Consider the following 13,796-nt stretch of genomic DNA (forward strand, 5'->3'; position numbering starts at 1 on the left):
AGGCCGAATCCGACGCATTTAAAGGGTGAGAAAGATGCACAAAGAAATCGACTTCGAAAACGACATCGAGCACGCACTGGTAAGCCAAGGCGGCTACGAAAAAGGTGATCCCAACACCTACGACCCGGAAGCGGCACTGTTTCCAGCAGATGTCGTTGCCTTTGTGCAGAAGACGCAACCCAAGATATGGACGCGCCTGACCCAGCTGGACGCAGCCAAAGCGCCCGCGATGCTATTGGACAGCTTGGTGAAAGAGCTCGCTGTCAAGGGAGCCCTAGCAATTTTGCGCGGGGGTTTTAAATGCGTGGGCAAAACGGTGCGATTGGCCTACTTTGCACCCAACACTGGGCTAGACCCCGCGAGTACTGAACGCTACGACGACAACCGCTTGACCGTCGTGCGGCAGGTGAACACCAAGAGCGGGGCCATCCCCGATGTGGTGTTGGCGGTGAATGGTTTGCCCGTGGCCACGCTGGAGCTCAAGAACCCGATGTCGGCCACGCGATGGAACGTGGAAAACGCAAAGTACCAATATCGCTTTGAGCGAGACCCCAAGGAATTGTTGTTCGCTTTCAAGCAGCGTTGCTTGGTGCATTTCGCCGTGGATACCGAGCAGGTGTTCATGACCACCAAGCTGGAAGGCAAGGACACGTTTTTTCTGCCCTTCAACCTGGGGCATGACCACGGCGCGGGCAACCCGCCTGCAGCGGGCGATGTGCGCACCACCTACCTGTGGCACAAGGTGTTGACCCGTGACAGCCTGATGGACATCTTGGCCCGTTTCATCCATTTGGATGTCGAGGAAAAGACGGTCGTTACTGAAAAGGGTATCAAGCGCCACCGCAAAGAGACGATGATCTTCCCGCGCTACCACCAGCTGGATGCAGTGCGCGCACTGACCGACCACGCGCAGGCGCATGGTTCGGGGCACAACTACTTGATCCAGCATTCCGCTGGCTCAGGCAAATCGAACTCGATTGCGTGGCTGGCGCACCGCCTCTCCAGCCTGCACGATGCCAAGAACGAGAAGATCTTTCATTCGGTGGTGGTAATCACCGACCGGCGCGTGCTGGATCAACAGCTACAAGACACGATCTTTCAGTTTGAGCACAAGCTGGGCGTGGTGCAAAAGATCGACGAAAACACACAACAGTTGGCCAAGGCGCTGGCCGATGGCGTGCCGATCATCATTTCCACCATCCAGAAGTTCCCGTTCATCACCCAAGCCATTCGCACGATGGAGGCCAACGGCAAAGGGGTGGCCATCTCGACGGCTGGCAAGCGCTTCGCGGTGATCGTGGACGAGGCGCACAGCTCGCAAAGCGGTGAAACCGCAATGGAGTTGCGCAAGATCCTGAACAAGGACGGCATTGAATCCGCGATTGCCGAGCAGTTGTTGGACATGGATGACGATGCCTTGAGCGAAGAGGCAAAGAAGGAGCTGCTACGCGAACAACTCAAGCGAGCCAAACAACCCAACTTGAGTTTCTTTGCTTTCACCGCTACGCCCAAGTTCAAGACACTGGCTGTTTTCAATGAACCTGGCCCCAACGGTAAAGCACCTTTTCACCACTACAGCATGCGGCAGGCCATCGAGGAAGGCTTCATTCACGACGTGCTGGCCCACTACACCTGCTACAAGCGCTACTACAAGCTGATCCAGAAGGTGGAGGCAGATCCAGAGGTGCCGCGCCGCAAGGCCGCCCGCGCACTGGCGCGGTTCGTCGAGTTTCACGACTACGAGATCGCGCAGAAGATCGAAGTGATCGTTGAGCACTTCCGTACCCATACCCGCCACAAGATTGGCGGTCGAGCTAAAGCGATGGTGGTGACCGGCTCGCGCGAGCACGCCGTGCGCTACAAGCTGGGGTTCGACAAGTACATCAAGGACAAGGGCTACACCGACGTCAAATCGCTAGTAGCTTTTTCGGGCGAGATCACGCTCAAAGAGTTCGCTGACAAGAAATACACCGAAGTGAGCATGAACAACGGCATCAAGGAATCCGAGCTGCCGGAGAAGTTCAACACTGAGGAATACCAAGTCTTGCTGGTGGCCGAGAAGTACCAGACGGGTTTTGACCAGCCGCTGTTGCACAGCATGTATGTCGACAAGCGCTTGTCTGGCATCCAGGCGGTACAGACACTCTCGCGCCTGAACCGAACGACACGAGGCAAGACCGACACGTTCGTACTCGATTTTGTAAACGAGCCGGCAGACATTTACACCGCCTTCAAGCCGTATTACGAAGCGACAGACAAGGGCGACGATACCGACCCACAACAGCTCAACACGCTTGCGCACGCACTAGCCAACTGGAAAATCTATACCGAAGCCGAGGTCAGTGCTTGGTGCGAAATCTGGTTCCGCAACCGGCTGAACCCCACAGGCGGCGAGCACAAGAAATTGAATGGCTTACTCGATCTGGCGATTGAGCGATTCAAGAAGCTCGGGGAAGAAGACCAGAACCTGTTCAAGGGGCAGCTGGTCAGCTTCCGCAATCTGTACAGCTTTGTTTCTCAGATCGTGCCTTACCAGGACTCCGATCACGAAAAGCTATACACCTATGCCCGTTTCCTGCTGACCAAGCTGCCGCGCACGACGGACAACCGGACGGTGCAGGTCGACGATGACGTCGAGCTCAAATACTACCGCCTGCAAAAAATCAGCGAGGGGGCAATTGATCTCAAGGCGGGCGAGGCGGATGCGCTTGAAGGCCCGACCGATGTGGGCACAGGTCAAGCAGACGAGGATGTGCAGCTTTCGACCTTGGTTGGCAAGCTCAATGAGCGCTTCGGAACAGAATTCACCCCAGCCGATCAGCTCTTCTTTGATCAAGTCCGTGAAACCGCTGTGGCCAATGAGCATTTGCGCCAAGCGGTCATGGCCAACAGTATCGAAAACTTCGAACCAGTGTTCAACAAACAGCTCGAGAACTTATTTATTGAACGCATGGATGGTAACGAGGAGATTTTCGTGCGTTTGATGAATGATGAAGCTTTCAAAAATATCGCGGCAAGCCATTTGATGCGAGCAGTGTATCAGCAGATCAGGTCTGCAAGCAGTACCCATTAATGATCAGCAATAGTGAATATGGCTGGAGAGTGTTATGGCATTAAATCTGGCGAAAACCGTCGTTAATTACTTAAAAGAACGACCTGAGGAGAAGCTGACGGCACGGCAGATTGCTGAGTGGATTTTCTCGACATTTCCAGGGGAATGCCAGGCAAAGAAGCAAACAAGCAAATCCATCAGTACCGATGCAGAGTTGATGCAGCAACTAGTTGCCGAGATCAGTTCGCAGCGTCCGCGCTTACAAAAACAGCATCCCGAGCTAAAAACAACCGAGGGTCGACCTCGTAAATACTATTACTCGGCAATGACCGACGATGCCGAAATCGCAGCCGCGGAGAGTACCACCAGCATAGCCGTAGCAGATGCCAACGACGCAAAGTTTGGCGAGCACACCCTGTACCCGCTGCTCTCGCGTTATCTGTGGGAAGAGCTAGGGATCTATTCTAAACGCATCAATGAGAAGCGTTCATCGAACAAGCGTGGGCCGAACGGTAACCGCTGGTTGTATCCGGATGTGGTTGGTATGGAAGACTTGGGTGCGGAGTGGCACCAGGAGGTACGGGACTGCGTTAATCAATACGCAGATAAACGTACCAAGTTGTGGTCATTCGAAGCGAAGCTGTTACTCAATCGTTCGAACGTGCGCGAATGCTTTTTTCAGGCTGTATCCAACTCTTCGTGGACCAATTTCGGCTATCTGGTATCAGCAGAAATCGTGGGCCAGGACACACTTAAGGAACTGAGAATGCTGTTTGCAGCACACGGCATTGGTCTCATTAAGTTGGACGTTGAGAATCCCGCTGAAAGCCAGGTCTTGATTCCTGCCCGTGAGCGAGACGAAATCGACTGGGATATGGCCAACCGTCTAGCCATGGAGAACAAAGACTTTCTGGAGTACCTGAAGCTTGTGAAGCAGTTCTATCAGACAGGAGAGGCGCGTTTATCAGACTGGGATTTCCATGAGGAGACAGACTGATTTTTGCCTGCATAGGATCCGATCTTGAAACGATAACATGCGGTAATTTTGCAACACATTTGCATTGCCAGAGATGCCCTGAGTAAGGCATTTTGCCCTGGTTTGAGTCCCAAACACGCCCGCGATTTGTCTAAATTTTAAGCAAAGTGTAAGGGGTACATGAGGGGGTACATTTTAAAAACACGAATTCAATTCACTGTTTTTAAAAGACTTAAATCAACAGTCCGGTCCGGCCCTGGCACCAGCAAGAACACAGAAACCCGCACAAGCATTGGCTCTGCGGGTTTTTTGTTGTCCATTTTGAGCCGGCACGACATCCCCGGGGCGCTTCCCCCCGGCCTCCAGATGAATGCCCTACGCCACCAGCACACCGTACAACCCGCCAATTGCCGCATCGGCGCATTGCATTGATGCATTGCCTTCGGCGAATGCATCCTACGTGAATGCATCCTACGCGGATGTGTCCTACGTGAATGCACCGTGCATGAGGTGCTTTCTTGCGCTATCTCCAGCTCCCTCCCGGCAAAATGTCCGACAATACCGTCAGCCCCCTCGCCCAGGTGCCTCACCGCCGATTGTGACCGTGCCATGACAGCGCTCGGGACAAATGTCCCGAAAACATTTGATATTTTACTCAAATGTCGATTTATTCCTTGGTGGTGCTACCCAGTTGTCCTTTATGCAAAAACCGGAACTTGTATCATTGCAGGGAGAAAGAAAGTGGGATTCATGGCCAGAAATATTGACCAGGTCATCTCGGTCATCGAGCAGGAAAAAGGCATCTACCAGTTGCTGAAAGGCTGCCCCTACGAAGTCCTGAAAGAGTTCGTCGTGGTACGCAGCCGCAAGGGGGAGTTCCTGCTGAATCAGGGTCAGGTCTACGACAGTCTTTATATTGTTGTCAGCGGCCTGGTACGGATTTACGTCATGACCGAAAACGGCCGCAAGTACACCCTGGCCATTTACCAGCAGGGCAACTACATCGGCGAGCACGAAATCTTCGATCAGCGCCCCTACAGCTGCTTCGTCGAGGCGATTTCCGATGTCGTGCTGCTGAGATTGCGTCGCGAGCCCTTTTTACGCTGGCTGAATCTGGACCGGCACCTGAGCGAATCATTCACGCGCAGCCTGTGCAACCAGATCTACATGCTGAGCGAAAAAGCCGGTGCCGACACGCTGTACCCGCTGCGCCAGCGCATCTGCCAGTTTCTGCTGGCCGCTGCGGCCAGGGCGGACCGGGTCAACCTCGATCGGGAGGAACTGGCTGAGCTGATGGGTGTGGCCACACGCAGCATCAACCGGATCCTGAAGAGCCTGCGCGAAGAGGGACTGATCGCCATCGAAGGTCATCAAGTGATCTTCCGCGACGTCAGCGCGCTGCAACATGAATCAGAAAAGAAAACCTACGACTTTTATGAAAGAAAGTGAGGCCACCATGTCGGACACGAAACAGCCACATATCCGCTGCGGGCGCGAAGACGCCGCCCCCTATGCCATCCTGCCGGGCGACCCCCAGCGGGTCGAGCGGGTCAAGGCGTTTCTCGACAACCCGGTGGACATCGCCTTTAACCGCGAATACAAAAGCTGCCGCGGGACTTACAAAGGCGTACCGGTGATGGTCGTCTCCACCGGCATCGGCGGCGCCTCGGCCGGCATCGCCGTCGAAGAACTGCGCCAGATCGGCGTGCATACCCTGATCCGCATCGGCAGCTGTGGTGCCCTGCAGCCCGACATGCGCCTGGGCGACCTGGTGATTGCCTGCGGCGCCGTGCGCGATGACGGTGCCTCGCGTGCCTATATCAGCGACAACTTCCCCGCCGTCCCCGACACCACGCTGCTGCAAGCCATGCTCGACAGCGCCCGCCGCCAGGGCTTCACCAGCCACTGCGGCCTGATCCACAGCCACGACAGCTTCTACACCGACCACGAAGACCGCTCGCGCGAACACTGGCGCCAGCACGGCGTCCTGGCCGCCGACATGGAAACCTCGGCCCTGCTGGTCATCGCGCGTCTGCGCGGCCTGCGCGCCGCCTCCATCCTGAACGTGGTGGTCGAACAACAAGACAATATCGAGGCCGGCATCAACGACTATGTCGATGGCGAAGGCCGCACCGCCCAGGGCGAACGCAATGAAATCCTCACCACGCTGGAGGCCATTGCCAGCCTGGCGGCACACTGAGCAACGACCGTCCGTGCCTGGCACGGGCAAGCCACACACACAGGAGACCTCGAATGAAAAACAGCATGTGGAGCCTCAAACTCTCAACATCCGCGCTGGTACTGATCCCGGCAGCGGTCGGCATCAACTACATCGGCAAACTGTTTGCCGGCCTGCTTAAACTGCCACTCTGGCTGGACGCCATCGGCACCGTACTGGCCGCCATGCTGGCCGGCCCGGTGGTCGGCGCCATCTGCGGCGCCATCAATAACATCATCTATGGCCTAACCATGGATCCGATCTCGTTCATCTACGCCCTCACCAGCATCGGTATCGGTCTGGCCGTCGGCGTCATGGCCCACAAGGGACGCATCAAGAACATCGGCAGCACCATCGTCGTCGGCCTGGTCGCCGCCGTGGTCGCCACCGTGATCTCCACCCCGATCAACATTGCCTTCTGGGGCGGCCAGACCGGCAACGTCTGGGGCGACCTGGTCTATGCCTCGATGGTGGCCCATCACTTCCCGGTATGGATGGCCTCTGCGGTGGATGAATTCATCGTCGACGTACCGGACAAGATCGCCACGGTGATGGTGGCCTACGGGATCTTCAAGGGTCTGCCGCAAAAACTGACCATCCTGTTCCGTCACGACAGCCAGACCGAAAAGCTCTAACTAGCCCGGGGGGCGACTATCTTGAAAGCACTCAGCCTTTACCAGGACCACAGGACCTTCGTCCACAAGGTAGATTCGATCACCAAGCTGATCTACATCCTGGCGGCCATCCTGATCCCGGCGATCCTGCCGGGCTTCCGTCCCGGACTGGTCATGCTGGCCATCAGCCTGCTGCTCCTGCTGCAGGCCCGCGTCATGCGCAAGGTCATCCCGCTCATCGGCTTCAGCATGCTGGTGCTGATCTCGGTGGTCATCATCCAGGGGATGTTCCACTCGGAGAACCGCGAACTGCAATTCACCTTCGCCGGCATGCACTTCTACCGCGAAGGCCTGCTGTTCTCGGCCGCCATCTGTATCCGGGTAGTCAACATCCTGTGCGCCTTTGCCATCCTGGTACTGACCACGCGCCCCTCCGACCTGATCGAATCCCTGGTACGGCAAGGTCTGTCGCCCCACCTCGGCTATGTCCTGTCCTCCGTGCTGCAAATCATCCCGCAGATGACCGCCACCATGGAGACCATCACCGATGCCCAACGCTCGCGCGGCATGGAAACCGAAGGCAGCCTGCTGGTCCGCATCAAGGCCTTCCTGCCGCTGATCGGCCCGGTGGTCATGAACTCGCTGATCAGCACGCGCGAACGCTCACTGGCCCTGGAAGTCCGGGCCTTCAGCTCGCGGGCGCAAAAAACCTTTCTCAATGAAGAACAGCGCAGCGGCGTCGACCGCCTGCTGAAGATCGGACTGGTGCTCGCCATGCTGGCCGCCATCGTCTGGAGGGTGATGGCATGAAAAAAATCGTGGTCGAAGGCCTGAAATACCGCTACCCGCTGACCCAGGAGCTGGCCCTCAACGACATCTCGTTCGAGATCAACAAGGGCGAGTTCATCGGCATCGTCGGCCGCAACCTCGCCGGCAAATCCACCCTGTGCCAGGCACTGACCGGCCTGGTGCCGCACTTCTACAAGGGCGCCTATGGCGGCAGCGTCACCGTCGACGGCCTCAAGGTCGAAGACACCGAGATCAGCGAACTGGCGCGCAAGGTCGGTCTGGTCTTCCAGAACCCCTTCACCCAGGTCAGCGGCTCGAAAATGACCGTCTACGAGGAACTGGCCTTCGGCCTGGAAAACCTCGGCGTGCCACGCGAAGCCATGCCGGAACGCATTGACAATGCCATGGCCCTGCTGGGCATCACGCGCTTCGGCAAACGCAACCCCTTCGACCTGTCCGGCGGCCAGATGCAACGCATGGCCATTGCCAGCATCATCGCCATGGAACCGGACATCATCATTCTGGACGAACCGACCTCGCAGCTCGACCCGCAAGGCTCGGAAGAAGTGTTCCAGGCCATCCAGGCCCTCAGCCGCCGCGGCATGACCGTGCTGATGGTCGAACACAAGATGGAAAAAATCGCCCGCTACTCCGACCGCGTCATGCTGCTCGACCAGGGCCGCCTGATCGACTTCGACACCCCGGAGCGCGTGTTCTCGCGCGACGATCTGGCCGACTATGGCATTGCCGCGCCGGTCTTTGCCCAGATCTGCCGCGGACTGGGCCTGCGCCACCCGCAGACCGGGCTCTACCCCATGACCCTGGACGACGCCTACGAGCAAGTGGTGAACCTGCATGAATAAGATCGAAATCCGCAACCTGGTGTTTCACTACACCGCCGGCGAAAACATCCTCAACGACATCACGCTGAGCTTCGACCAGCGCTCCACGGCCATCATCGGCCAGAACGGCGCCGGCAAGACCACCTTCGTCAAACTGCTCAAGGGCCTGCTCAAACCAGTGAGCGGCGACGTGCTGATCAACGGCATCAACACCCGCGAAGCCACCGTGGCCGGCCTGGCGCGCCACATCGGCCTGGTGTTCCAGAACCCCAACGACCAGATCTTCAAAAACAAGGTCATCGACGAAGTCATGTTCGGCCCGCTCAACATCGGCCAGAGCCCGCAGGAAGCCCGCGACAGCGCCGAACGCGCCCTGCAGCTGGTCGGCCTCGAAGACAAGGTCGCCGACAACCCCTACGACCTCAGCCTGTCCGAGCGCAAACTGATCAGCATCGCCTCGATCGTGGCCATGAACACCGACATCATCATCTTCGATGAACCGACCATCGCCCAGGACCATGCCGGCAAGGAGCGCATCAAGGCCATCATTCGCCAGCTGGTCGCCCAGGGCAAACTGGTACTCACCATCATCCACGACATGGACTTCGTGGCCGAAACCTTCGAGCGCACCCTGGTCTTCGCCCAGGGCAAAGTCCTGCTCGACGGCACCACCCGCGAAGTGTACGGCCAGGACACCATCCTGCAGCAGTCCCACCTCGAACCACCGCATGTCACCCAGCTCTCCACCCGCATGGGCCTGCCGGGCACCATCCTGACCGTCGACGAATTCGTCCAGACGAAACAGGCGCGATAACCCGCCAACAAAAACCGGGGTCAGGTCTTGCTTTTTGCATTGAACGCAAAAAGCAAGACCTGACCCCGGTTTCGATGGTGTGTCGCTCAGTCCTGGCAGGGCGGAATCAGCACGAAGCTGCGATAGTGATCCACCGTCAGGTAACGCCGCGGCTCTCCTTCGGCATAGATCAGACGCTTGGCGCCGCGCTGACCCAGATGCAGATAGTCCAGATCAGCCACTTGCCAGGACACCTCCCGGGGCAGCAGGCCGGCAGAATTCCTGAAGCCATATCCCCCCAGCATCCTGCCGCGCAAGGTACTGAACCCACCCTCCCAGAGTACAGGGCCGTCTTGCCAGCCATACACCTCCCGGGCAGCCTGCTTGCTCAGATAGCGCTTGGGCAGCACCCCGCGGGTTCGAAGCGAATTCAGCACCTCGGCCAGCTGATCCGTCTTCACCACCGGCGTTGACAGCGAAGCGTTCAGTGTCTCCACCACCTGCTGGCAGCGCTCCGCCCAGGCACCGGAAATCAGGCACAGCGACAGCAGCAAGCTGGCCACAAAACGATAGACATGAGTCATGATCCCTTCTCCTTTCTATGCTTCCAGAAACAGGCTGCGTTCAGCATGGCGACGGCGCGTCAGCCCGGGCAACACCTTGCCGCCTGCCTTGTCCCACACCATGAACTGCTCGGCAGCATGCGGCACATTGCCGACATTCAGATAACGCAACAGCGTCGACTGTCGCAGCCTGCCGGCGCCCAGATTGAACACAAAAGACACCAGCGCATCGAACTGCGACTGCGTCAGGCCGCCATAACGCACCAGCTGACGCACCGCACGCTCCGCCGAGCGCAAATCGGCACGCAGCAGACTGTCCGCCTCGCCCCTCGACAGCGGACGGTCAAACCGCTCGCTCTGGCCAATCAGATGGCCATAACCGATGGTCCACAAACCGACCGCATCGCGATATTTGCTCAGGCGCAGCCCCTCAAACTGCTTGATCAGGCCGATCCCGGCCGCGCCCGTTCTTTCCGGCAGCTTCATGCGCCCTCTCCTTTCGCTGCCAGCGCCTGCGGCAAGACGCGGTTGGTGTACTCATCCACCAGTCGCATCATCCCCTCGGGAGGCTGTTGCGCCACGAACTCAATCTCGATATTCATGAAACGAGAATCGCGCACACCGGCCTCCTGCGGCGAAATCGGCGCCATCGAAACCCGGAACTGACTGGTGCGATCCTGCCCGGCCCCCTCCTCTGCCGGCAGACTGTCCACCGCATCGGTGCGCACCGCCAGATTCACCTTCATGCGCTCCATCGCCATGCCTCTGGGCGACATCAAGGTCACCAGCGGCACCGTCATCTCGTGCTGCTCATCCAGCACCAACTGAACCGTCTTGGCACTGAGCGAGCCATCGTCCTCAACATCAAAAAACTGATCCAGCAACCGCATATACTGATGAGCAACCATCTGATTGGCTGCCGCAGCGGCATTCAACAACCCCCGGGTAATTTCCTGCAGACCGACGGCAGACTCGGCGGACGGACTCTCCGGACCCTGGCGTGCTGGCGGTGTGGACGGCGGCTCGGCGCCGCCGCCCGACGAAGCCTCACCGCGCTTTCTGGAAAATGGCCACATAGACTTTCTCCCCAATGAAAGGACCGCCGCCTGCGCGGCGGTACCCCGCGCCCCCCGGGACGGGCCACCGTTCCGGGGGGGGCGTCACTTAGCCGACCTTCTTCTTCTGCTCGGCTTCTTTCACGCCGACCAGACCACTTTGCGGGGTGTCCGGCAGGGGCTTGGGCTTGCTCGCGTCCTGAGACGGCGCCAGCACCGGCTTGGTCGCAGCATCGGTGAGGAAGTCAATGACACGGCTCAGGGCTTCCGGCATCGGCTGACGCTTGACCAGCGTGTGAATCGAGTACTTGGCGCGGGTATCGGTCTTGCGCGTCTGCTCCGACTTGTGCGACACACGCCCCTTGATCGACACACTGAACGGACCCCAGCCAATACGGGCCTCCAGCGAAGCCTCGGCATCGGTCGTCGAACTGGACGCCTCGCTCTGCGAGATTTCCAGCTCGAAATCAATCGTGCCTTCCTCGATACAAATGATCGGGTGCACCACCGCCGCCATCAGCGGGATACGCATGGTTTTCTGCAGAATCCCCTTGGCATTGCCCTCCGAATCAACGATGGTCTCGTCGTAATCGAATTGCACGGCGACCGCCTTGCCCTCCTGGATACACACCGTCAGCAGAAAATCTGCATAGGCTTTGCTGGCCTGCACCTGCGCCGTGATCATCGCCTGCAGCGGGCCCCCGATCATTTTGTCCAGCGGCAAAGCATTCAACACCGAGCCGATAAAATTCGGATCCATGGTACGTTCTCCTTAACAAGTGATTAAAAGCGCGAGAACCATCTCGCCCTATCAAGCTAAATCGCTTGCCAACACGGACCCATGCACCCTTCGGATGACCAGCCTGCGCCTTACGACTCATACGACAAGTCATAATTCATTCGTCATATGTATTAATGACTGAGCATTGCTCCAATATCAAAACCCTTAAAACAACCCATTCATCATAATTATTGGAGCCACATCATGAAGGTATTGGCGCTGGACAGCACCCCGCTTTATCTGACCGGACTCATACACAGCATGGCCATCCTGGCCCCAGAACTCAGCATCACCCCCATCCAGCAAGCAGAAGCCATCACCGAGACCCACGCCTCCCCATCGGTCATCCTGCTGGATGAAGACTTCGACCAGGCCCCTTGCCAGCACTGGATCGAACGCCTGCAACAGCAATACCCCGGCTGCCCGATCCTGATCACAGTGCACAAAGCCAACATGGAAGACGCCATCCGCCTGCTGCGCCACGGCGCCGCCGGCATCGCCCCGAAAAAAATGATGCCGGAACGCCTGTACCAGGCGATCCGGCATGTCCACAGCGGCCTGGCCTTCATCCCCATGGAACTGGCCACCTCCGGCGAACCGGACGTCACCGGCCATCCCCGCAGCCAGCCCCCGGTCCACTCACGACTCACCTTGCGACAATCACAAATCCTGGCCCTACTGGCCCAGGGCGCGTCCAACAAACAGATCTGTCGTCAGCTCTCACTGGCAGAGGGCACCGTCAAGAATCACCTCTATGCCATCTTCCGCCTGCTCGGCGTACACAACCGCACCGAAGCTGCCGTCCTGGTGGAGCGACTGCAGGCATGAGCCACCGACAACCCCGGCCCTTCTCCCCCTGACGGCGGCCCCATCCATCAGACACATCGATTCAGGACAAGGCATGCGCCAGGCTGACAAGGCAACACACGTTGCCCATCAACCAGTCAAGGAGAAACAACATGAATCACGACCAATTCTTGATGATCGCCGCACAGGAAGAGCACCAGATGGTGAATGCGGTGGGACAAGGCGCCCAATGGGAAATCATCGCCCACTGGTTCCTCTGCAACAGTCTCAGCCAGCAAGGCTGCCAGGTCGTCCGGGAATTCAACTATCAGGCGGTGGCCGGACAACGCACGGACATTGCCTTCCTGCATGGCAACAACCTGTACTACGTCGAGACCAAAGTCGAATCGGCCACCAATGCCGGTATCTTTGCCGGCCGCAGCTTCAACCAGGCTTTCCAGGAGGACTACAACAAACTCTACGACCTGAATCTGAGCACCCGCGCCGCAGAAATGAACCGGCAACCGGGCAAGAAATGGATCCTGTTCATTGCCTACTCGGACTTCGGCAAGAACAACCTCTATAGCTCATACAAATTCATGAGCTTTTACCAACACCCGCATCTGCCCCACCAACCGCCCCCCATGCTGTTTGCCCTGGCTGAGGTCGACTAATCCGTCAACAGCAAAAAACCGGGGTCAGGTCTTGCTTTTTGCATTGAACGCAAAAAGCAAGACCTGACCCCGGTTCTGACTGTGTGTCGCTCAGGCCTCGACGATAACGTGCTGAGCTTCGAAACCGTTGGCCTGCAGCGCAGATTCCACTTCCTGCGGCGATTCGAGGCCGGCGATGCGAATGATTTCATGGCCGTCGGCGCCCAGAATCTTGCCACTCCACAACCCGCTGCTCGTCTGGAAAATTTGCAATGTTTTCATGATGGTCCGTGTCCTGAAGTAATAATCATCGAGACCAGCATGCCACGCCCGACCCGCCCTGACCATGCACCGCGGGCCGGCCGAAAAGACCGGCAAAAAACCCGAAATGCATGAATGCAGCCGGGTAACAGGCCGCAAGACATCAGGCAGACAACCCGGGAAACGCCCATGGAATTTTGCAGCGCAACAAACCGGGCAAAGCCTCATGAGTACTGATTGTCCAGCCTGAACTTCGCCTCAGCGTCGGCCTGCGGGCCGGGTGCCAATACCTGGGGTCGGCGCCTGCGCTAATACAGCCCGCCCGCCGTGGCACAGGCACCCAAAACATCCATCACAAAGTGCTGATATATACAAAACCATGTCGCAGCCTATGTGGCAAGCACGTCAGTCGC

Annotated in this window: 15 protein-coding genes; 10 read left to right on the plus strand and 5 right to left on the minus strand. The window is 58.1% G+C overall.

Features of this window, described 5'->3' with window-relative positions; genetic code table 11:
* Positions 1-34 precede the first annotated feature (34 nt).
* From JNO51_RS15455 to JNO51_RS15490, 8 genes are all read left to right on the plus strand, one after another.
* The gene (locus JNO51_RS15455) at positions 35-3,073 is read left to right on the plus strand and encodes a type I restriction endonuclease subunit R (RefSeq protein WP_215779030.1); all 3,039 of its coding nucleotides are present in this window, start codon (positions 35-37) and stop codon (positions 3,071-3,073) included.
* Between the two features lie 34 nt (positions 3,074-3,107).
* Entirely contained in the window at positions 3,108-4,049 is a 942-nt protein-coding gene (locus tag JNO51_RS15460) for a COG2958 family protein (protein WP_215779033.1), read from the plus strand.
* 729 nt (positions 4,050-4,778) lie between these two features.
* Complete coding sequence (locus tag JNO51_RS15465) at positions 4,779-5,477, plus strand: Crp/Fnr family transcriptional regulator (RefSeq protein WP_215779035.1); 699 nt, start codon at positions 4,779-4,781, stop codon at positions 5,475-5,477.
* 7 nt (positions 5,478-5,484) lie between these two features.
* Positions 5,485-6,228 carry a nucleoside phosphorylase gene (locus JNO51_RS15470; protein WP_215779037.1) on the plus strand — a complete coding sequence of 248 codons (744 nt, stop codon included), beginning with the start codon at positions 5,485-5,487 and terminating at the stop codon, positions 6,226-6,228.
* A gap of 53 nt (positions 6,229-6,281) precedes the next feature.
* Positions 6,282-6,881, plus strand: a complete 600-nt coding sequence (locus JNO51_RS15475) for an ECF transporter S component (protein ID WP_215779039.1) — start codon at positions 6,282-6,284, stop codon at positions 6,879-6,881.
* A gap of 21 nt (positions 6,882-6,902) precedes the next feature.
* Entirely contained in the window at positions 6,903-7,670 is a 768-nt protein-coding gene (locus JNO51_RS15480) for an energy-coupling factor transporter transmembrane protein EcfT (RefSeq protein WP_215779041.1), read from the plus strand.
* Complete coding sequence (locus JNO51_RS15485) at positions 7,667-8,512, plus strand: energy-coupling factor ABC transporter ATP-binding protein (protein ID WP_215779043.1); 846 nt, start codon at positions 7,667-7,669, stop codon at positions 8,510-8,512. The genes JNO51_RS15480 and JNO51_RS15485 overlap by 4 nt, the downstream gene beginning before the upstream one ends.
* The gene (locus tag JNO51_RS15490) at positions 8,505-9,305 is read left to right on the plus strand and encodes an energy-coupling factor ABC transporter ATP-binding protein (RefSeq protein ID WP_215779045.1); all 801 of its coding nucleotides are present in this window, start codon (positions 8,505-8,507) and stop codon (positions 9,303-9,305) included. Before JNO51_RS15485 ends, JNO51_RS15490 begins: the two co-directional genes overlap by 8 nt.
* A gap of 86 nt (positions 9,306-9,391) precedes the next feature.
* Here the strand turns inward: JNO51_RS15490 and JNO51_RS15495 are convergent, their stop codons facing one another.
* The 4 genes from JNO51_RS15495 to JNO51_RS15510 all read right to left on the minus strand — a co-directional run bounded on the left by JNO51_RS15495 (position 9,392) and on the right by JNO51_RS15510 (position 11,662).
* Complete coding sequence (locus JNO51_RS15495; protein ID WP_215779050.1) at positions 9,392-9,868, minus strand: ribonuclease domain-containing protein; 477 nt, start codon at positions 9,866-9,868, stop codon at positions 9,392-9,394.
* A gap of 15 nt (positions 9,869-9,883) precedes the next feature.
* Entirely contained in the window at positions 9,884-10,333 is a 450-nt protein-coding gene (locus JNO51_RS15500; RefSeq protein ID WP_215779052.1) for a lysozyme, read from the minus strand.
* A complete protein-coding gene (locus JNO51_RS15505; RefSeq protein ID WP_215779055.1) occupies positions 10,330-10,923 on the minus strand; it encodes a DUF2589 domain-containing protein in 594 nt (197 codons plus the stop codon). The genes JNO51_RS15500 and JNO51_RS15505 overlap by 4 nt, the downstream gene beginning before the upstream one ends.
* Positions 10,924-11,011: 88 nt before the next feature.
* Entirely contained in the window at positions 11,012-11,662 is a 651-nt protein-coding gene (locus JNO51_RS15510) for a DUF2589 domain-containing protein (protein WP_215779058.1), read from the minus strand.
* A 225-nt stretch (positions 11,663-11,887) separates the two neighbouring features.
* On the opposite strand from JNO51_RS15510, the gene JNO51_RS15515 reads away from it, so the two are divergent.
* A complete protein-coding gene (locus JNO51_RS15515) occupies positions 11,888-12,511 on the plus strand; it encodes a response regulator transcription factor (RefSeq protein ID WP_215779060.1) in 624 nt (207 codons plus the stop codon).
* A 131-nt stretch (positions 12,512-12,642) separates the two neighbouring features.
* Complete coding sequence (locus tag JNO51_RS15520) at positions 12,643-13,143, plus strand: hypothetical protein (protein ID WP_215779063.1); 501 nt, start codon at positions 12,643-12,645, stop codon at positions 13,141-13,143.
* 90 nt (positions 13,144-13,233) lie between these two features.
* On the opposite strand, the gene JNO51_RS15525 is transcribed toward JNO51_RS15520, so the two are convergent.
* A complete protein-coding gene (locus JNO51_RS15525; RefSeq protein WP_215779067.1) occupies positions 13,234-13,404 on the minus strand; it encodes a hypothetical protein in 171 nt (56 codons plus the stop codon).
* Positions 13,405-13,796: the final 392 nt, after the last annotated feature.

This window comes from Paludibacterium sp. B53371 (genome assembly GCF_018802765.1).
Classification (GTDB): Bacteria; Pseudomonadota; Gammaproteobacteria; order Burkholderiales; family Chromobacteriaceae; genus Paludibacterium.

Coding starts and splice junctions, on each gene's coding strand:
- JNO51_RS15465 (WP_215779035.1), top strand. CDS start 4,779: ATGGCCAGAAATATTGACCAGGTCATCTCGGTCATCGAGCAGGAAAAA.
- JNO51_RS15455 (WP_215779030.1), top strand. CDS start 35: ATGCACAAAGAAATCGACTTCGAAAACGACATCGAGCACGCACTGGTA.
- JNO51_RS15510 (WP_215779058.1), bottom strand. CDS start 11,662: ATGGATCCGAATTTTATCGGCTCGGTGTTGAATGCTTTGCCGCTGGAC.
- JNO51_RS15520 (WP_215779063.1), top strand. CDS start 12,643: ATGAATCACGACCAATTCTTGATGATCGCCGCACAGGAAGAGCACCAG.
- JNO51_RS15490 (WP_215779045.1), top strand. CDS start 8,505: ATGAATAAGATCGAAATCCGCAACCTGGTGTTTCACTACACCGCCGGC.
- JNO51_RS15470 (WP_215779037.1), top strand. CDS start 5,485: ATGTCGGACACGAAACAGCCACATATCCGCTGCGGGCGCGAAGACGCC.
- JNO51_RS15500 (WP_215779052.1), bottom strand. CDS start 10,333: ATGAAGCTGCCGGAAAGAACGGGCGCGGCCGGGATCGGCCTGATCAAG.
- JNO51_RS15525 (WP_215779067.1), bottom strand. CDS start 13,404: ATGAAAACATTGCAAATTTTCCAGACGAGCAGCGGGTTGTGGAGTGGC.
- JNO51_RS15505 (WP_215779055.1), bottom strand. CDS start 10,923: ATGTGGCCATTTTCCAGAAAGCGCGGTGAGGCTTCGTCGGGCGGCGGC.
- JNO51_RS15495 (WP_215779050.1), bottom strand. CDS start 9,868: ATGACTCATGTCTATCGTTTTGTGGCCAGCTTGCTGCTGTCGCTGTGC.
- JNO51_RS15475 (WP_215779039.1), top strand. CDS start 6,282: ATGAAAAACAGCATGTGGAGCCTCAAACTCTCAACATCCGCGCTGGTA.
- JNO51_RS15485 (WP_215779043.1), top strand. CDS start 7,667: ATGAAAAAAATCGTGGTCGAAGGCCTGAAATACCGCTACCCGCTGACC.
- JNO51_RS15460 (WP_215779033.1), top strand. CDS start 3,108: ATGGCATTAAATCTGGCGAAAACCGTCGTTAATTACTTAAAAGAACGA.
- JNO51_RS15515 (WP_215779060.1), top strand. CDS start 11,888: ATGAAGGTATTGGCGCTGGACAGCACCCCGCTTTATCTGACCGGACTC.